Annotated in this window: 14 protein-coding genes; 8 read left to right on the top strand and 6 right to left on the bottom strand. The window is 63.6% G+C overall.

Features of this window, described 5'->3' with window-relative positions; translation table 11 throughout:
- Positions 1-52: 52 nt before the first annotated feature.
- The gene (locus ACJJV2_RS06580) at positions 53-922 is read right to left on the bottom strand and encodes a LysR family transcriptional regulator (RefSeq protein WP_192839284.1); all 870 of its coding nucleotides are present in this window, start codon (positions 920-922) and stop codon (positions 53-55) included.
- Between the two features lie 146 nt (positions 923-1,068).
- On the opposite strand from ACJJV2_RS06580, the gene ACJJV2_RS06575 reads away from it, so the two are divergent.
- Together ACJJV2_RS06575 and ACJJV2_RS06570 are read left to right on the top strand one after the other, a co-directional pair.
- Positions 1,069-2,298 carry an SRPBCC family protein gene (locus ACJJV2_RS06575; protein ID WP_405279175.1) on the top strand — a complete coding sequence of 410 codons (1,230 nt, stop codon included), beginning with the start codon at positions 1,069-1,071 and terminating at the stop codon, positions 2,296-2,298.
- 287 nt (positions 2,299-2,585) lie between these two features.
- Entirely contained in the window at positions 2,586-4,646 is a 2,061-nt protein-coding gene (locus ACJJV2_RS06570; protein ID WP_405279172.1) for a CocE/NonD family hydrolase, read from the top strand.
- Between the two features lie 9 nt (positions 4,647-4,655).
- On the opposite strand, the gene ACJJV2_RS06565 is transcribed toward ACJJV2_RS06570, so the two are convergent.
- Positions 4,656-5,594 carry a LysR family transcriptional regulator gene (locus ACJJV2_RS06565; protein WP_054557146.1) on the bottom strand — a complete coding sequence of 313 codons (939 nt, stop codon included), beginning with the start codon at positions 5,592-5,594 and terminating at the stop codon, positions 4,656-4,658.
- 206 nt (positions 5,595-5,800) lie between these two features.
- On the opposite strand from ACJJV2_RS06565, the gene ACJJV2_RS06560 reads away from it, so the two are divergent.
- Both ACJJV2_RS06560 and ACJJV2_RS06555 read left to right on the top strand, forming a co-directional pair.
- Positions 5,801-7,228, top strand: a complete 1,428-nt coding sequence (locus tag ACJJV2_RS06560) for a sodium:solute symporter (RefSeq protein WP_216060839.1) — start codon at positions 5,801-5,803, stop codon at positions 7,226-7,228.
- 235 nt (positions 7,229-7,463) lie between these two features.
- On the top strand, positions 7,464-8,747 hold the full coding sequence (locus ACJJV2_RS06555; protein WP_405279168.1) for an FAD-dependent oxidoreductase: 1,284 nt from the start codon (positions 7,464-7,466) through the stop codon (positions 8,745-8,747).
- A gap of 213 nt (positions 8,748-8,960) precedes the next feature.
- Here the strand turns inward: ACJJV2_RS06555 and ACJJV2_RS06550 are convergent, their stop codons facing one another.
- The 4 genes from ACJJV2_RS06550 to ACJJV2_RS06535 all read right to left on the bottom strand — a co-directional run bounded on the left by ACJJV2_RS06550 (position 8,961) and on the right by ACJJV2_RS06535 (position 12,791).
- Entirely contained in the window at positions 8,961-9,662 is a 702-nt protein-coding gene (locus ACJJV2_RS06550; RefSeq protein WP_215823005.1) for a FadR/GntR family transcriptional regulator, read from the bottom strand.
- Positions 9,663-9,775: 113 nt separating this feature from the next.
- Positions 9,776-11,296: a tripartite tricarboxylate transporter permease gene (locus ACJJV2_RS06545; protein WP_043334188.1), complete on the bottom strand. Its 1,521-nt coding sequence runs from the start codon at positions 11,294-11,296 to the stop codon at positions 9,776-9,778.
- The gene (locus tag ACJJV2_RS06540) at positions 11,296-11,766 is read right to left on the bottom strand and encodes a tripartite tricarboxylate transporter TctB family protein (RefSeq protein WP_405279163.1); all 471 of its coding nucleotides are present in this window, start codon (positions 11,764-11,766) and stop codon (positions 11,296-11,298) included. The genes ACJJV2_RS06545 and ACJJV2_RS06540 overlap by 1 nt, the downstream gene beginning before the upstream one ends.
- 59 nt (positions 11,767-11,825) lie before the next feature.
- Positions 11,826-12,791, bottom strand: a complete 966-nt coding sequence (locus tag ACJJV2_RS06535) for a tripartite tricarboxylate transporter substrate binding protein (protein WP_043334189.1) — start codon at positions 12,789-12,791, stop codon at positions 11,826-11,828.
- Positions 12,792-13,439: 648 nt separating this feature from the next.
- Between ACJJV2_RS06535 and ACJJV2_RS06530 the strand changes: the two genes are divergently transcribed.
- From ACJJV2_RS06530 to ACJJV2_RS06515, 4 genes are all read left to right on the top strand, one after another.
- A complete protein-coding gene (locus tag ACJJV2_RS06530) occupies positions 13,440-14,216 on the top strand; it encodes an SDR family NAD(P)-dependent oxidoreductase (RefSeq protein ID WP_107334523.1) in 777 nt (258 codons plus the stop codon).
- 207 nt (positions 14,217-14,423) lie between these two features.
- The gene (locus tag ACJJV2_RS06525) at positions 14,424-16,016 is read left to right on the top strand and encodes an aldehyde dehydrogenase (NADP(+)) (RefSeq protein ID WP_405279159.1); all 1,593 of its coding nucleotides are present in this window, start codon (positions 14,424-14,426) and stop codon (positions 16,014-16,016) included.
- A gap of 184 nt (positions 16,017-16,200) precedes the next feature.
- On the top strand, positions 16,201-17,226 hold the full coding sequence (locus ACJJV2_RS06520) for a sugar kinase (protein WP_405280699.1): 1,026 nt from the start codon (positions 16,201-16,203) through the stop codon (positions 17,224-17,226).
- A gap of 100 nt (positions 17,227-17,326) precedes the next feature.
- Entirely contained in the window at positions 17,327-18,340 is a 1,014-nt protein-coding gene (locus ACJJV2_RS06515; protein WP_405280696.1) for a 2-hydroxyacid dehydrogenase, read from the top strand.
- Positions 18,341-18,456: the final 116 nt, after the last annotated feature.

Raw genomic sequence — 18,456 nt, 5'->3', positions numbered from 1 at the left:
GATCGTGTTGCCTGTCAGAGGACAGCACCCGAGGCAGCGGTCGTCGACGGGGTCACTCGGCCGCTCCCCCTGCCGTGTCGAGTGTCTCCTTCAGCACCGTGAGTGCCTGAACGATATCCGGATAGTGGCAGCGGCGACGATGCACAGCCGTGAAGATCGGATGCAGTATCTGCGGGGCATCCTCGACGACACACAGGCCCTCCATCGTGGAGGCAAGGTCCGCGACGATACGGGAAGGAACGTATGTGCTCCCTCCCGTTCTGCGCAGAAACTCGACGGCGATGCCTTCGAAACTGACCGTAATGGCCGAGTTGGCCAGCTCCGGCAACAGCGTCTGGTGGCGCTGGCGAAAGTAGGAGGTGTAGTCGGTATTGAGGTAGGTGTCCTTAGGGATCTGGGCGAGATGGCGGCCATGCGTCGACACCATCACGAACCGCTCTTCCCCGACCTGCTGAATCTCGAGATCAGGAAGATACTGCGGTGAATACAGCACGCCGATATCGATGGCGCCATGCGACACATCCTTGATGATCTGCAGCGAGTAGTCCGCCTGCAGATCGACCGCGGTGCGCTGATCGCGGGCACGAATGTTGATCACCCAATCCACGAGCACGGGCCGCATCAAGCTGAACTGCCCGGCCAGACGCAGCAGACGATCGCGCTCCTCGCTCGCCCCCGTGTCGCGACGCGCCTGGTCCCAGGTGGCGACCAGAAGCCTGGCATGCGGCTCGAACCGAATGCCGGCAGGCGTTGGCGTCGCGCCGGCACGCCCCCTCTCGAACAACTGTGCCCCGACCTCTGCCTCCAGCGCGCGAATTCGTCCGCTGATGCTGGATTGCGTCAGTTCAAGGCGATCAGCCGTGCGATTGAAATTGCGGCTCTCGAAGACATCCAGAAACGTCGTGACAAGCTTGATATCCATTTCAATCACCAGAATCGATCAATGAAGGGCGTGCAATCGATTGTATGACTTTCTGCGCTTGAATAGCATTTCCCGTGATGCTGACGCGCTCACATGCGCTCGCGGCAGGGCAATAACAACAATGATTCCTGACAAAGGAGCGTCTCATGTCGCGATTGACCACTGAGCTCTTGTCACGCCGCCAACCCGGCCACGCCCTGGAAAGAGCGTTCTACACCGATCTCGAGATCTTCAGGCAGGATCTGGAGCAGGTCCACTACAAGGAATGGCTGTTCGTCGCGCCAGCCTGTGAGCTGCCCGGTCGTGGCAGCTATCTGACGTACCGGATCGGCGAGTACCACATCGTGGTGATTCGTGGCGCGGACGACGAGATCCGCGCCTTTCACAATACCTGCCGTCATAGAGGGTCGGTGCTGTGCAAGACCGACAAGGGCAAGACCCCGAAACTGGTGTGCCCCTATCATCAATGGACCTATGACCTCGACGGCACCCTGCAGTGGGCGCGCGACATGGGGCCCGACTTCGTGCTCGAGGACTACGGTTTGATCGCCGTTCATTGCCGCACGATCTCCGGCCTGATTCATGTATGCCTTGCCGATGAGGCCCCCGATATCGCGTCATACATCGAGGTCGCGACGCCCTATCTGGCAGCGCATGACCTCGACAATGCCAAGGTGGCGTTCGAATCCCGGGTGATCGAGAACGGCAACTGGAAGCTGGTCTGGGAAAACAATCGCGAGTGTTATCACTGCTGCGCCAATCACCCCAGCCTGATTCGCACCTTCCCTGAAGATCCGCGCATTTCCTTCATCGGCGAGCACGAAGTCCCCGATTTCATCGCCGACCATTTTGCGGCCTGTGAGGCCGAAGGGCTGGCGTCGCGCTATGTCGTGGCACAGAACGGGCAATTCCGCCTGTCACGCATGCCATTGGTGGAAGGCGCGAAAAGCTTCACCCTGGACGGGAGTTTCGGGGTACACGGCAAACGCCTCGGTCAGGTCCACAAGGAAGATGCCGGCGTGCTGAACCAGTTCCACTACCCCAGCACCTGGGCTTACTTCCTGCCCGACCACTGCATGACATTTCGCGTGACGCCCATCAGCCCCACCGAGACGGAGCTGGTCACTTGCTGGCTGGTGCACAAGTATGCCGTCGAGGGCGTCGATTATGATCTCGAACATCTGACCCGGGTCTGGCTCAATACCAACAGCGAAGATCGCCGTGTCGTGGAGGACAATCAACAGGGAGTGAACTCACGCGGCTATGTGCCGGGCCCTTATTCACCGGTGCATGAAGCCAGCGTCCAGGGCTTCGTGGATTGGTACTGCGAGACTCTTGGCCCGCGCTTGATCCCCCTCCGCGCCGTGGCTTCATGACGCAGGCACCGAGCCTCGGTTCAGCTCTGCCCTGAAAGCTCTGCCCTGACGGCTCTGCCCAGATGACTCAGCCAGGACGGCTCACGCATGACACCGCAAGGCGCAGTGGATTTCCCTCCACGGCGCCTTGCGGCGTTTGACGGCATGCGCCAGCATCGACTTCCGACTTCTGATTTCCGAATTATGAGTCCCGGCGTCACGGCCAGTGGCAAGTAGTACTCCCGTGACAAGCAGTTCTCCCGAGACAAGGCATCCGTCCATCGCCCCGACGACACAAGGATACGTGAATGCGCGTCAAGACCGACTTCCCCCATCGCGTCCGCGAGATCGAGCACACGCTGATTCCGCTCTCGGATGGCACTCAGCTGGCCGCCAGAATCTGGCTGCCGGAAGATGCGGAACAGGCACCGGTGCCGGCCATCCTAGAATACCTGCCCTACCGCAAGAGTGACGGCACCATCGCGCGTGATGCCCTCACCCACCCCTACTTCGCGGGCCACGGCTACGCCTCAGTGCGCGTCGACATGCGCGGCAACGGCGAATCCGAGGGGCTGATGGAGGATGAATATCTGCCACTGGAGCAGTCCGATGCGCTGGAGGTGATCGACTGGATCGCCAATCAGCCATGGTGCAGCGGCAAGCTCGGCATGATGGGCATCTCCTGGGGCGGCTTCAATTCGCTGCAGCTGGCCGCGCACCGGCCTGAGCCACTCAAGGCCATCATCACCCTCTGCTCCACCGATGATCGCTACACGGATGACATCCACTACAAGGGTGGCTGCCTGCTCAACGAGAACCTGGCCTGGGCCGCCACCATGCTGAGTTTCTCCGCAGCTCCGCCGGACCCGCGCCTGGTGGGTGATGAGTGGCGCGCCATGTGGCAGGAGCGTTTGGACGAGATGCCGCTGCTGGCCGAGACGTGGCTTTCGCATCAGCACCGCGATGCCTACTGGAAGCAGGGCTCCATCAATACCAATTACGCCGACATCGAAGCGGCGGTCTATACCATCGGTGGCTGGGGCGACGCCTACAAGAATACCGTCGGGCGGATGATGGAAAACCTGACTTGCCCGCGCAAGGCGCTGATCGGCCCGTGGATTCACAAGTATCCACACTTTGCGGTGCCCGATCCCGCCATCGGCTTCCTGCAGGAAGCACTGCGCTGGTGGGACCACTGGCTGAAAGGCGCGGAGAATGGCGTGATGGACGAGCCGTCCGCCACCTTCTATCTGCAGGATGCTCTGCCGCCGAAGACGATGTATGCCGAACGTCCGGGACGCTGGGTGCAGACGGACGGCTGGCCCGCCAGCGATGTCGAGATGCACCAGATGTCGCTGAGTGAGTCAGGCCTGAGCGACGACGCACGCCGGGGCCAGCAGGCACTCGCCAGGCCGGTCGTGGTGGATTCACCACTGACCGCTGGCCGTCATCAGGGCGAGTATTGCGCCATCTGGTTCGGGCCTGACCTGCCGGGGGATCAGCGGCTGGATGATGCACTCGCCGTGTGCTTTGACAGTGAGCCGCTCGACGCGCCGCTGGATATCCTCGGCAAGCCCAGGGTCACGCTGTCACTGACCAGTGACCAGGCCTGTGGCCAGCTGATGGTGCGCCTGAGTGACGTGCAGCCGGATGGCCAGGTCGCACGCATCACCTACGGCGTGCTCAACCTCGCGCTGCGCGATCATGACACTCCGCAGCCTCTCACTCCCGGCGAGCCCGTCAATGTCGAGCTGGAACTGGACATGGCGGGCTATCGGATTCCGGCCGGCCACCGACTGCGCGTGGCACTGGCGTCAGCCAACTTCCCGATGGTGTGGCCGGCGCCCCGGCGAGCGGCTCTCACCCTGCAACCGGGCCTGCAATCACTCGCGCTGCCGGTCTTCACCGGCGAGGCCGTCGACACCCCCTTCGCGGCGCCGGAATCCGCCCCACCGGCCAACATCAGCGAGCAGCGTGCCGCCAGGCCGAGTCGCAGCGTGGTCGAAGATGCAGCCAGCGGCGAAGTCACCACCATCGTCGCGGATGACCTGGGCGCGATGACGCTCGAGGACACCGGCATGCGGGTCGAGTATCGCTGTACCGAGCGCTATACCGCGCATCCGCAAGATGCGGATCGCACGCGTGCCGAGATCGTCTGGCACTACCACGCCGGACGCGATCAGCACGGGCGTGACAGTGCGCTTGGCGAGACCACCCCGGGCCAGTTCGACGTCCGCGTCGAGAGCCACTACCGCATGCGCTGCGACGCCGAGAACTTCTATCTCGAAGCCGAGCAGATCGCCTGGCAAGACGACCAGGAAGTCCACCGCCGTGACTGGCAGCGCACAGTGGCGAGAACATCGGTCTGAGGCGCCCGCTCAGGCGCCTGGCGCGTATCTGTCCTGCGAGCGTTGCTGCCAGGCGGCCAGCTCCGCCGCCAGATAAGGCATGAAGCGCTGCCCCTGACGCGAGACGGGATGAAAGCGCGAGGTGACCAGCGCGACATCCAGAGTGATGGTCGGTGTGAAGGGCACGATGCGAAGATGGCAATCGCGGCGGGCCAGCATCGCCTCCGCCGTCACCGGATCTATCAGGGCGATCCCCAGCCCTTCGTTGACGAGCATCGCGACCGAGGGAAACAGATGGGTCTCGATGCTCGCCTGCAAGGTCATGCCGACCTGCTGGAAGGCCCGCGCGAGTTTCAGAGTGCTCTGGTGATGCTGGTCCAGCGTGATGATGGTCTCCCCAGCCAGGTCCGCCGGGCTCAGTGATGCCTTCTCGGCGAGAGGATTGCCTTCGGGAACCGCAAGCGCCATGCACAGCCGATACTCCTCGAGCACCAGCTCCTCGATGGCGGCGTCCGACTCGATCACGCCAAGATCGAACTGGCCCTCGGCGACCCACTCGGCGATCTTGCGCGAACTGAACGTCTGCAACGACAGGCGGCTGTCGGGGAAGTCGACAAGATAGCGCGCCATCACTCGGGGCATCACCGTGGGAGACAGCCCCGGCATCGAGGCCACGGTGAGCTTGCCGGCATGGCCGTCACGCAGCCCATCGGTCAGCTCATCAAGGTGGCCCACCGACGCCAGCACCTTGTCGACCCCCTCGGCCAGATGGACGGCTTCCGGCGTCAACTGGGTGCCGTAGTGGTTGCGGCGAAAGAGCAGAAAGCCGACTTCGCTTTCCAGATTGGTGATCGCCGTGCTCACCGCGGGCTGGGTGATGGCCAGGCGACGCGCTGCCTGGGAGAGACTGCCCGTACGTACCACTTCCTGAAAGATCTGCAATTGACGCAGGTTGTGTCTGAGTTTCATGACGGCTGGGCTCTCATCTCGTGGCAGAGCTCTTGTGGCAAAGCTCTCGCGGCGGGGCACTCATGTCCGGATTCTCGAGACTAGCCTTTCTCGGGCAGACTCTAAATTGTTCTTATGACTTAATAGACAGCCTTTAGTTGTGCTTATACCCCCTGCGGGAGGAAGCTGACCAGACCCTCATAACCAACAACAAAGGGCCACAGACAATGCATATGATCGACCTCATGGGGCTATTGCTGTATTTCGCGATACTGCTCTACATCGGCTACCGCAGCGCCAAGAAGACCTCCAGCAGTGCCGACTTCGCCGTCGCCGGCAACAAGATCATCTGGCCGGTGCTGTTCGCCACGCTCGCCGCTTCCTTCCTCGGCGGGGGCGCCTCGATGGGCCGCGCCGGCAAGGCCTTCGATGAGGGCTACGCCTTCATGTTCGCGGCCTCCGCCTTCCCCATCGCCACCATCATCGCAGGCCTCTACATCGCACCGCGCCTCAAGCGCTATGCGGGCGCCCAGACGGTCGGTGACATCATGGCGCATCACTATGGTCGCAGCGCTCGCCTGCTGACCGGCATCTTCTCGCTGATCTTCTGCGTCGGCATCCTCGGCGCTCAGGCGCTGGCCATCGGTACCGTCTTCAATGCCATCCTGGGCATCGAGATCAGCACCGGCATCCTGATCGGCATGGCGGTTGTGCTGGTGTACTCCACGGCCGGTGGCATGTGGGCCGTGATCCAGACTGACGTGGTGCAGTTCGTGATGCTCGCGGTCTTCCTGCCCATCACCATGATCGTCGGACTCGACAAGATCGGTGGCCCCGATGCCCTGATCGCCGCGCTGCCCACCGAGCACTTCAGCATCATGGGCGATTACACGCCGCTGATGTTCATCAGCATCTTCATCGCCTTCCTGCTCGGCGAGACCCTCGTCCCGCCCTACACCCAGCGCGCCCTGTCGGCACCGGATTCCCGTCATGCCAAGATCGGCTACTCGCTGGCCGGCGGCTTCGGCCTGCTGTTCTATGCCGTCAGCTCCACCATCGGCCTGATCGCGCTGGTGCTCTATCCGCAGATCTCACCGGATCAAGCCATGCCGGAACTGATTCGTGACGCCCTGCCGCTGGGTCTGACCGGTCTGGTGCTCGCCTCACTGCTGGCCGTGGTGATGTCGACGGCGGATTCCTACCTGAACTCGGCAGCGGTCATCTTCGTGACCGATATCTACAAGCCCTTCATCAATCCCGCCATGTCCGGCAAGCAGCAGCTGTGGATCGAGCGCGGCGTCAATCTGGCCATCGGCCTGGGCGCCATCGTCTTCGCGCTTTATGCCACCTCGATCATCGATGCGCTGCTGCTGAGCTACGCGCTGTGGGCGCCGACCATCCTGCTGCCGTTCATCTTCGCCGTGCTGTTCAAGATTCGCTGCAAGCGTGCCGGCATCGCCGCGATGCTCGCCGGGGCACTGGCCACCAGCGTCTGGAAGTGGAGCGGCCTGGAACTTGAGGCCTTGAGCGGCATCACGCCGCTGATCGCCGGCGTCATCGCCAATATCGTGGTCTTCACCCTCGTCTATCAGTTCTTGAACGCGGCGCCGGACCACAACGGCAATAACGCCCCGACCCAGCCCACCCACTCCTGAGGACCTGACCATGTTCGGACTGACCCTGTATGTGATCTGCCTGCTGAGCATCCTCACCGCCGTGGGCATCGCCATCGCCTCCTGGAAGTTCTACCGCGACAACTGAGCCACCGGCAGGGCCTGCGCCGATCGACCAAGGGTCTTCCAAGGCTCTGTCATGGCCCTGCCACCGTCTTCATCACGCCGATCATGTCGGGCAATCCGCCCGGCATGACCGGCAAAGAGAGTACATGCGATGACCCCGCAATCCTCCGCCGCCGAAGCGGCGAGCCACGACAGCATTGCCGTCATTGGCGCCGGTATCATCGGCCTCGCGACCTGCCGCGCCTTGCAGGCACGTGGCTATCACGTTCGACTGTATGACCCGAACCCCATCGGCGAAGGCACCTCCTTCGGCAACGCCGGCCTCATCGCCAACTACGCCACCTCACCGATGGCCAGCGGCGATACCCTGCGTCAGCTGCCGGGCCACCTGCTGAGCAGGCAGCCCTCCCTTGCCATCGCCCTGCGCCACACGCCTGCCCTCGCGGATTTCGGCTGGCGCTTCCTCAAGGCGGCAACGCCCTCCAATTTCCAGCGCCACAAGGCCGACCTGATCGCCCTGCTGGCCAATGCCGTCGAACGACAGCATGCTCTGATCGATGATCTGCAGACCAGAGCGCCCACTGCGCTGGCCAGCCAGACAGGCTGCCTGCAGATCCAGCGCGACACCGCCATCACCCCGGCAGCGCTGGAGAAGATGGCCCAGGCGAAACGTCATGACGGAGTCGAATGTCAGGCACTGGGCGCAAGCGAGCTACGGGATCTGGAACCGTCGCTCAACTCGAAGGGACTAACAGGCGGCCTCTACTACCCTGATACCCGCCATCTCACCAGCCCGCTGTCACTCAGCCGCCAGCTCTTCGCACAGCTCGAAGAAGGCGGCCTTGAGTGGACGGCGCAGCAGGTCGATGCCCTCACGCCGCTTTCCAGTGGTGGTTGGCGCATCGACACCGCCACCACCTCGCAGGAGGTCTCGCATGTGGTGATCTGCGCCGGTATCGCCAGCAATACGCTGCTGGCAGGACTCGGCAAGCGACTGCCGGTGGTCAGCGAGCGCGGCTATCACATCGAACTCGCCACCTCGCTGCCACTCGCACGCCCGGTGGGCTGGCTGGCGCATCACTTCTACGCCTCGCCAATGGCCGCAGGCATTCGCCTGGCGGGCACCACCGAGTTCTGCGCACCATCGCGCCCCGCCTCGCCGCAACGCTGGCAATCCCTCAAGCAATGGGGCGAGACACTCTTCGGTCAGCCACTCGACGTCGCCAGCCACTGGATGGGCGTGCGCCACTCCACTCCCGATGGCCTGCCGGTAGTGGGCGAAATGCCCGGCTGCCCCGGCCTGCTGCTCGCCTACGGGCATGGCCACCTGGGCCTGACACTCTCGGCCGAGACGGGCGATCTGGTGGCACGCACGGTGGCGCACGAACCCCTGCCGGAATACGCGCGCAGCCTGTCGCCCGCCAGATTCGTTTGATGCACTAGCTGGGCGAACACTAGCCTTGCGGGCATCGTGCTCTTGATATCTTCATAGGCCGCTTGCGCGCCTGCAGGCCGCGTTTTCACGCCTCCTGATACGACAATGCCTCTGATCGGTGACGATCAGAGGCATTGTCGTGGGTCATGACTTCTTGGCGAAATGCTTTCCTGTCGAGGGGCTTACCTCTGGAGGGGCTTGCCTATTGTGGGGCTAAGGCGCATGAACGCCTTCGAACATGCGTCGGCGCGCCCCTTCGAGATGCGCCCGCATCGCGCTTTCGGCCGCCGAGGCGTCCTTGTCGGCAATCGCATCGATGATCGCCTGATGCTCATCCTGGACGATGCGCAGGCGTTCCTCCGAGGCGCGCAGTGACAGGCCGCGCGTCAGGTTCATGCCCTCCTTGATGCTCTGGTTGAGCGAGCGCAGCACGGTGGCGTAGTAGTGATTGCTGGCCGCTTCGGTGATCGCCAGATGGAACTCGAAGTCTTCATCCGAGGCGCGATCATGGTTGAGATTGGCCTGGTTGATGGCTTCGAAGCGCTGGCGAATGTGCTCCAGCTGCTCCGGGGTACGCCGCAGTGCGGCAAGGCCCGCCGCACTGGCCTCGACATTGGTGCGAAACTCGAAGCAACGCTGGATGTCGGCGATGCTGGAGATGCGCGCGAATTCGAGCACGGCGCTGTCGGGTCGATTGATGACGAAGCTGCCCGAGCCCCGCCGCGAGACGACGAGATTGTCCTCGCGCAGCCGCGCCAGCGCATCACGCAGCACCGGACGCGACACCTCATACAGCTCGCACAGGCGCGCCTCGGTGGGCAGCTTCTTGTTGACGGGGTAATCACCGCTGATGATGGCCGCCAGAATCTTCTCGTAGACCACCAGCGCCAGTGAATGCTTGGCTGCGTCACTCATCGTGTCATGTCGCCCTTTCTCATCACTCTTGGTCCACCTTCAGGCATGTCGGATGGTGTGCAATTCTACCGGAAACCCTGCCAGTTGAGGAAAGGCCGCGGACTGACGCCCGTTCAGGCATCCTGGGGCTGAGTCGCTTCCTCTGCCTGCGGTGCCTTGCGGCCTGCCTTCACGCCATTGACGATGATCATGCTCCACACCGCCACCGCGGCGATGGCCAGCACCATGGCGATGGGGCGGTCCACGAAGGCGGTCAGGTCACCATTGGACTTGAGAATCGAGCGCATGAAGTTGCTCTCGACGATCGGCCCGAGAATCACCGCCAGAATCATCGGCCCGACCGGGAAGTCGTTCTCGGCCATGAAGAAGCCCATCAGGCCGATGCCGAGCATGATCCAGATATCGAACATGGCATTGTTGGCCGCGAAGGCACCGACGATGCAGAACATCAGGATCAGCGGGAACAGGATGCCGGTGGGAATCGACAGGATGTGACGCGCCCCACGGATCGCCATGAAGCCCAGCGGCAACAGCAGCAGGTTGGCCAGCACGAAGACCATGAAGATGGCGTTCACCAGCGGTGCCTGGTCGGTGAAGACGTCCGGCCCCGGGGTGATGCCCTTGGTCATCAGGACGCCGATGATGATCGCCGTCACCGTATCGCCCGGGATACCGAACACCAGCGCCGGAATGTAGGCACCGGAGAGCGACGCATTGTTGGCGGAACTGGCCGACACCAGGCCTTCCGGATGGCCCTTGCCGAACTTCTCCGGCGTTCGGGAGAACTTGCGGCTGACGGCATAGCTGATCCAGGAGGCGATGTCGGCACCGGCGCCGGGCAGAGAGCCGATCACGGTTCCCAGTGCCCCGCCGCGCAGCACGCCGCCCTTGTACTTCCACAGGGTCGAGCCAACGCCCTCGAAGGGACGCTTGATGACCGGCGGCACGATCGGCGCCGGGTTGCGCGTCTCGGGCATGCGGCGAATCAGCTCGGAGATCGCGAACAAGCCGATCAGCACCGGCAGGATGGAGATACCGGCCAGCAGGTCGTAGTTGCCGAAGGTGAAACGCATCTGGCCGGAGACACTGTCCATGCCCACCATCGCGATGACCAGGCCCGCCAGCATCGAGATGCCGCCCTTGAGCGGATCACGCCCCGAGACGAGGATCGCGCAGGACAGCCCCAGCAGTGCCAGCCAGAAGTACTCATCGCTGGTGAACTGGATGGCGAACTCGGCGATGCGCGGTGCGAAGAAGGCCAGGATCAGCACCCCGATCACGCCGCCGATCATCGAGCAGGTCACGTTGAGACCCAGTGCCAGGCCCACCTTGCCCTGCTTGCCCATGGCATAGGCTTCCTCGGTATAGACCGCCGAGGCTGGCGTACCGGGGATTCGCAACAGCGCCCCGGGAATGTCCCCGGCCACGATCGCCATGGCCGTGGCGGACACGATGGCGGCGATGGCCGGCAGCGGGTCCATGAAGAAGGTGACCGGCACCAGCAGGGCCGTGGCCATGGTGGCGGTCAGGCCCGGTATCGCACCCATGAACAGCCCGAACAGGGAGGCGGCCAGGATGATCAGCATCACTTCCCAGGTGAAGACCATCGTGGCGGCTTGCAGTAAGTCACTCATCAGTAGATCACCCTTTCCAGCAGTCCCAGCTCGAGCGGCACGTGCAGCAACTGGCCGAACACACCCCAGATCACCCCTGTCGCCGTCACCGCGATACCGGCAGCGGGCATCCAGCGACGATGATGGAAGGTGTAGAGCAGCAAGGTGAGCAATACGAAGGACACCACGGGGAAGCCGACCACCGGGGTGAGATAGATGTAGGCGATGATGGAGGCACAGATGGCCACCAGCGTCAGAATGAAGGTGATCAGCGGCACGGGGTGCTGCCAGGCAAACCAGACTTCACGATTGCGCAGCCCACGGACGAGCAGGATGGCCCCGAACAGTATCAGCAGTGCGCCGATGACGGTGGGAAAGGTACCGGCCCCATATTCCTGGCGCGGCAGGTTCTTCAGGTCGAGGGAGGCATATATGACGGCAGCCCCGAAGGCTGCCGTCACCACACCCGTTACCTTGTCGTTGGTACGCATGTGCGGTTACTCATGAAGACTCAGGAGGAAACGTTCGAACACGAAGCGATGCGACGTGCTCAGTTGGCCAGCCCCAGCTTTTCGATGGTGGCAGCGTTCTTTTCGTCCTGATCTTTCATGAAGGCACGGAACCCTTCGGCATCTTCCCACACGGTGCCGTAACCGCGACTGGCCATGAAGTCCTGGAACTGCTCGGACTTCCAGACCTTCTCGGTGGCTTCAGACAGACGCGCGGTGACCTCTTCCGGCAGGCCTTCAGGGCCGACCAGACCACGCCAGGAACCCTGGCTCCACTCGGAACCGGTCAACTCCTTGGCAGACGGAATGTCCTCGAAGGAATCGACACGCTCATTGGCCAGTACCGCCAGCGCCTTGACGCGACCCGACTGGCGCATGGATTCGATTTCCGGCAGCGAGGAGAACACGATATCCACGCCACCGGCAGCCAGTTCCTGCAGGCCCGGTGCCGCGCCTTCGCTGGGTACCAGCGTCACGTCATTCGGGTTGATGCCCTGCTGATCCAAGAAGCCCGCGAAGGACAGATGGTAGGCCGCCCCCGGCGCAGAACCGGACACGGTGTAGTCACTGGGGTTGGCCTTCAGCGCCGACAGCGCATCATCCAGCGTCTTCCATTCGGAATCGGCATTCACCGTGAAGGAGGCGTAGTCCAGATTGAGCAGCGCGATCGGCGTGAAGTCCTCATAGGACAGTTGCGCGGTGCCGATGTGCTGATAGGTGGCGATCTCTGCCGTGCCAAGCCCCAGGGTATAGCCGTCGGGACGCGCCATCTTCATGGCCATGTGCCCCACCACCCCGGAACCGCCGGTCTTGTTGACCACATTGACCGGCTGACCGAGCTCTTCCTGCAGGCCCGCCGCCAGCTGACGACCGACCGCATCGGTACCGCCACCGGCAGACCAGGGCACGATCAGCGTGATGGGCTTGTAAGGATAGTCGGCTGCCATCACCGCGGAAGCGGACAGGGTCAGCACTGAGGCGCAGAGGACTTGTGACAATTTACGCATGGCGAAGACTCTCTCGTTGTCTTGTTATGGAGGCGTTGCGTGGCTGTGTCGATTGTGGCGTTGCAGCGTGGGGCAGCCGCTTTGGGGGTTGGCGATGACTGCCCCGAATACGCAGATCAGTGTCAGCGGGATGCACGAATTTTACAAGTTATGACAACTTGAACTTTAGACCAATCCAAAAATGGACGGCAGGGAGGGAGCGGGGGTTGCAGGTCGTGACGGGCTGGCCGGATCAACCCCTAGGATAGCCGACCCCGGCCCCTGCGACCCTTATCCAATGGCCGCAACGCCTTGCGGATCGTCGGCCGAGCAGCATCGCTTGAATTGCCACAAACCGTTGATTTATTGGCTTTATCAGGGATTTTACGACAAATAAGTCTCTTGCCTGATAAGCACAGCCCCCTCTTCCTACAGCCCCAGTCAGCACCGCGCGAGCCGGGCTTCATGACAGCCTTCTCATGTCAGTCGAGAGGCGGGACTGCACTAAAGCACTATTCGCTAGTTGTCATTATTTGTTTGTCGATCCTGTTTGTCTGGGCTAAGGTGACTCGTGCCGAGAGGGAGCCGATGCTCGCCGCAGGCCCCTCCACCTTTCATTCGCCATGCCGCCTCCAAGAGCGTACGGCTTTCCACCGTCAGGAATCCCACATGTTCACCGATCTCAAGCAGAAGAAAGTTCTCATCACCGGCTCTACCAAGGGCATTGGTCTGGCAGCCGCTGTCGCCTTCGCCCGTGAGGGTGCCGTGGTCGGCATCAACAGCCGTCAGCAGGATGACGCCGCGCGTGACGCCATCGCCCAGCTGGAAGCCACCGGGGCACGCTTTGAATATTTCGCACGTGATCTGTCCACCAGTGAAGGCTGCGCCGCACTGGTGGAAGACTTCACCAAGGCCTTCGGCGGCATGGACGTACTGGTCAACAACGCCGGTGGCCTGGGCGTGCGTGCAGGACTCGAGAGTCTGGACGATGCCGCCTTCGACCTGGTGATGGACCTGAACCTGCGCTCCGCGATCATGACCACCAAGTACGCCATGCCGCACCTGAAGGCCTCCGCCAAGGACTCCGGCACCACCGCCAGCGTCATCAGCACCGGCTCAATCGCGGGTCGCGAAGGCGGCGGTCTGGGCGCCTCCCTGTACGGCGGCACCAAGGCCATGCTGCACAACCTGCATCGCAACTGGGTGAAGGAATTCACCAAGGACAACGTGCGCTTCAACATCGTGTCGCCGGGCACCATCGATACCGTCTTCCATGCCGACAAGAGCGAAGAGCTGCGCACCAAGATCGCCGGCAGCATCGCCATGGGCCGTTTCGGCACCTCCGAAGAATGCGCGCCGACCTTCCTGTTCCTCGCCTCGCACGCCACCAGTGGCTACATCACCGGTCAGGTGATCGACATCAACGGCGGCCAGATGTGCCCGTAAGGCATGTCGCCTGTCACCTTCAGCGCGGTGGAATGACGTGAAGTGACGCGCCCCCCAAGGCGGTGACGCCTCGACCGGCCTGGCCTGTCGAGGCGGCTGCCCCCCCTGGCCCTCCGCGCGTCCTAAGCACAGCACCTACCAAGCACCCCAGGCCCCACGCACCGTACGTCCCACGCACAGCACGCCCAACGAAAAGAGAGACGCCTCATGTCACCTTCCGATCAGACGACACTGCGCGGCCATCAGCTCATCGGCCAGCAGAGCCTGCTGGCTGACGGCAAGCCGGTTCATGCCATCAATCCTGCCAATGGCGAACGACTGGACCCCGCCTATCCGGCCGGTGGTGCCCGCGAGGTGGAGCTGGCCTGCCAGTTGGCACATGACGCCTTCGACAGCTTCCGGGAGACGGACGCCGAGACCCGCGCCGGCTTCCTCGAGACCATCGCCGAGGAAATCGAGGCCATCGGCGAGCAGATCACCGAACGCGCCCTTCAGGAAACCGGCCTGCCACGCGCACGTCTGGAAGGCGAACGCGGCCGCACCTGCGGTCAGCTGCGTCTGTTCGCCGGTGTCGTACGCGCCGGGGAATGGCAGGATGTGCGCATCGACCCGGCCATGCCGGAACGCAGCCCGATGCCACGTGCCGACCTGCGCCAGCGGCGCATCGGTCTCGGCCCCGTGGCGGTGTTCGGGGCCAGCAACTTCCCGCTGGCCTTCTCGGTGGCCGGTGGCGATACCGCCTCGGCCCTCGCGGCGGGCTGCCCGGTCATCGTCAAGGCGCATTCCGCTCACCCGGGCACGTCCGAGCTGGTCGGGGCTGCCATCCAGCGTGCCGTGAAGCGCTGCAACCTGCCGGAAGGCGTCTTCTCGCTGCTCTACGGCAGCGGCAACACCCTGGGCCAGGCACTGGTCAATGACCCGCGCATTCAGGCCGTCGGCTTCACCGGGTCGCGCAGTGGCGGTACGGCACTGCTCAAGACGGCTCAAGCCCGCCCGCAACCGATTCCGGTCTACGCCGAGATGAGCAGCATCAACCCGGTACTGCTGATGCCGGCCGCGCTGGAAGCCCGCGCTGAAGCGCTGGGACAGGCCTTCATCGCCTCGCTCAACATGGGAGCCGGCCAGTTCTGCACCAATCCGGGGCTGGTGCTGGCGCTGGAAGGTGAGGCGCTGGAGCGCTTCCTCAACACCGCCGCCGACAACGTCACGGCCAGTGCCTGCCAGACGATGCTGACGCCGGGCATTCACGACGCCTACCGCGGTGGCGTGGAGAAACTCTCTGCCCTGCCTCAGGTACAGGAAGTGGCGCGCGGTGCGCTGGATGGTGACAACGCAAGTCCGTGTCAGACCGCTCTGTTCCGCACCACCGGCAGCGACTTCCTGAGTGAAGCCGCATTGCAGGAAGAAGTCTTCGGTGCCAGCTCGCTGGTCATCGCCTGTCGCGATCTGGACGAGATGCGTGCGGTCTGCGAGCACCTGGAAGGCCAGCTGACCGCCACCCTGCATCTGGACGATGCCGATATCGATGCCGCGCGCAGCCTGATGCCGGTACTGGAACGCCGCGCGGGGCGCATTCTCGCCAATGGCTGGCCGACCGGTGTCGAGGTCTGTCAGGCGATGGTCCACGGTGGCCCCTGGCCTGCCACCTCCGACAGCCGCACCACCTCGGTGGGCAGCGCGGCGATCGAACGGTTCCTGCGCCCGGTGTGTTACCAGGACCTGCCCGAAGCGCTGCTGAGCCCGAGCCTGCGTGACAGCGCCGACCTGCCACGCCTGGTGGACGGCAAGCGCCAGCACTGAGTCTGTCGGCAACGGGTACGCGACAATCAGTACGCAACAATCAGTACGCAACAAGTGACACGCGCGACCAGCAAGACGGCGCAGCACTATCGGTGCAGCACTACCATGACGGCGCGGCTTCGCCAGCCGCGCCGTCATGCCTGACAAAAACAAGGAATGTCTCCAGGACAAAGGACACGCCATGATGTCTGAGCAAGCCAGCGCGTCTTCGACGCCCACCTCTTTCCCTTCTTCCTCGCCACTGGAAATCCTCGCCTTTGGCGAAGCCATGGCCATGCTGGTCGCCGAGAGCGAGGGAGATCTTGCGCACGTATCACATTACGAGCGCCGTATCGCCGGGGCCGACACCAACGTCGCCATCGGCCTCGCCCGCCTGGGGTTCCACGTCGGCTGGCTGAGCCGCGTGGGCGACGACAGTCTCGGGCACTATCTGCGCCAGACCCTGCAAGACAATGGCCTGGACTGCCGCCATCTGACCCGGGACAGCGAGGCGCCCACCGGCCTGATGTTCAAGGCACGCGCCAGCCAGGGCGAAGACCCCCACGTGGAGTACTTCCGCCAGGGCAGCGCCGCCAGCCGCATGAATGCACGCGATGCCGATGGCATCGATTTCAGCGCCCTGCGCCACCTGCATGCCACCGGCATTCCGCCGGCCATCTCCCCCAGCTGCCGCGAGCTGTCCTTCCACCTCTTCGAGCAGGCCCGCGCCTCAGGGGCCAGCATCTCGTTCGACCCCAATCTGCGCCCCACCCTGTGGTCCAGCGAGCGTGAGATGCGCGACACCCTCAATCAGTTGGCAAGCCGCGCTGACTGGGTACTGCCGGGACTGGCGGAAGGAGAACGTCTGACCGGCCACAAGACCCCCGAGGCCATCGCGGGCCACTACCTCGAACAAGGTGCCAAGGCCGTCATCATCAAGCTCGGCCCCGAGGGAAGCTATTACCGTGGGCTGATCGGCGGCCAGGAAGCCGCCTTCAGTGTCACCGGCCAGCGCGTCGACCAGGTCGTCGATACCGTCGGTGCCGGCGATGCCTTTGCGGTGGGTGCCATCAGCGCCTTGCTCGATGGACTGTCACCTGAAGCTGCCATGCTGCGCGCCAACCTGCTGGGCAGTCGTGCGGTGCAGGTGCGCGGTGACATGGAGGGCCTGCCGGATCGCCAGACACTCACGGCGATCGAGAACGGAGAGGCCGCCAGTCTCGTGTCCTGAGCCGCGATCCGCGCCTGTCGATCCGTTCCTGTCGAACGCTCATGAACTCAAGGAGACCTCCATGCACGCACAGCACTACTCGCCCCAGGGTGCCAGCCAGATGGCCAGCGATGCGGCCAACCCCCTGCCCCGCCGCAAGGTCGTCGTGCTCAAGGCACTCGACGATGACCAGATGAGCACCCTGCGCGAGCATCATGATGTCGTGGTGTTGCCTGAGGGCCTGTCGGCACAGGCGCGGGAAGACGCGCTGCGCGATGCCCTGCATGACGCCCACGGCCTGATCAGCTCAGGCCATGTGATCACGCCAGCGCTGCTGGACGCCGCCCCTGTACTGCGGGTGATCTGCTCGGTCTCGGTGGGCTATGACAACTACCCGCTGGAGGCGATGAACGCGCGCGGCATCCTATTGTGCAATACCCCGGATGTGCTGACCGAGACCACGGCGGACACCGGCTTCCTGTTGATCATGGCCACGGCGCGGCGCGCGGTGGAGCTGGCCTGCAAGGTTCGCGATGGCCAATGGACAGCGAGCCTCACACCGTCCCACTTCGGCACGGATGTGCACGGCAAGACACTGGGCATGATCGGCATGGGGCGCATCGGCGCGGCGATCGCACGGCGCGGCGCGCTCGGCTTCAACATGCGCATCCAGTACTCGAACACCTCCCCAAAGCCTGAGCTGGAAAGCGAGCTTGGCGCGACCCGTGTCGAACTGGACTCACTGCTCAAGACCAGCGACTTCGTGTGCGTCACCGTCCCGCTCAGCGAGCAGACCGAACGCCTGATCAGCAAGCGCGAACTGGACCTGATGCCCGCCAGCGCCTTTCTGATCAACATCGCCCGCGGGCGCGTCATCGATGAAGGCGCCTTGATCGAGTGTCTCGAGCGCGGCGGCATTCGTGGGGCGGGGCTGGATGTCTTCGAGCAGGAACCACTGCCGGCAAGCTCGCCGCTGACACGCCTGCCTCAGGTCGTGGCGCTGCCGCATATCGGCTCGGCGACCCATGAGACCCGGCGCGCCATGGCGCAGCGTGCGCTGGACAACCTGCTGTTGGCGCTGGCAGGCGAATCCCCCTTGAGCGCGGTCAATGAAGCCCACTGGACGCGCCGCTAGCACGGGCTGCCAGACCAAAGTGCTGAAGGGATAGCCGAGGGATTGCTCTATGCTGACGACAAGGAATTGGAACAATCCAAAACGCCAGCACCCCAGCCCAGGCTTGGGATGACAAC

Origin of the sequence: Cobetia sp. Ld8 (assembly GCF_045066615.1) — a bacterium.
Classification (GTDB): domain Bacteria; phylum Pseudomonadota; class Gammaproteobacteria; order Pseudomonadales; family Halomonadaceae; genus Cobetia; species Cobetia amphilecti.
Note: the sequence above shows the minus strand (reverse complement) of the source record. Positions and strands in the feature narration are given on the sequence as shown.

Bases quoted from the DNA above. Each gene is read 5' to 3' on its own strand.
- ACJJV2_RS06580 (WP_192839284.1), bottom strand. From the start codon at position 922: ATGGATATCAAGCTTGTCACGACGTTTCTGGATGTCTTCGAGAGCCGC.
- ACJJV2_RS06575 (WP_405279175.1), top strand. From the start codon at position 1,069: ATGTCGCGATTGACCACTGAGCTCTTGTCACGCCGCCAACCCGGCCAC.
- ACJJV2_RS06570 (WP_405279172.1), top strand. From the start codon at position 2,586: ATGCGCGTCAAGACCGACTTCCCCCATCGCGTCCGCGAGATCGAGCAC.
- ACJJV2_RS06565 (WP_054557146.1), bottom strand. From the start codon at position 5,594: ATGAAACTCAGACACAACCTGCGTCAATTGCAGATCTTTCAGGAAGTG.
- ACJJV2_RS06560 (WP_216060839.1), top strand. From the start codon at position 5,801: ATGCATATGATCGACCTCATGGGGCTATTGCTGTATTTCGCGATACTG.
- ACJJV2_RS06555 (WP_405279168.1), top strand. From the start codon at position 7,464: ATGACCCCGCAATCCTCCGCCGCCGAAGCGGCGAGCCACGACAGCATT.
- ACJJV2_RS06550 (WP_215823005.1), bottom strand. From the start codon at position 9,662: ATGAGTGACGCAGCCAAGCATTCACTGGCGCTGGTGGTCTACGAGAAG.
- ACJJV2_RS06545 (WP_043334188.1), bottom strand. From the start codon at position 11,296: ATGAGTGACTTACTGCAAGCCGCCACGATGGTCTTCACCTGGGAAGTG.
- ACJJV2_RS06540 (WP_405279163.1), bottom strand. From the start codon at position 11,766: ATGCGTACCAACGACAAGGTAACGGGTGTGGTGACGGCAGCCTTCGGG.
- ACJJV2_RS06535 (WP_043334189.1), bottom strand. From the start codon at position 12,791: ATGCGTAAATTGTCACAAGTCCTCTGCGCCTCAGTGCTGACCCTGTCC.
- ACJJV2_RS06530 (WP_107334523.1), top strand. From the start codon at position 13,440: ATGTTCACCGATCTCAAGCAGAAGAAAGTTCTCATCACCGGCTCTACC.
- ACJJV2_RS06525 (WP_405279159.1), top strand. From the start codon at position 14,424: ATGTCACCTTCCGATCAGACGACACTGCGCGGCCATCAGCTCATCGGC.
- ACJJV2_RS06520 (WP_405280699.1), top strand. From the start codon at position 16,201: ATGTCTGAGCAAGCCAGCGCGTCTTCGACGCCCACCTCTTTCCCTTCT.
- ACJJV2_RS06515 (WP_405280696.1), top strand. From the start codon at position 17,327: ATGGCCAGCGATGCGGCCAACCCCCTGCCCCGCCGCAAGGTCGTCGTG.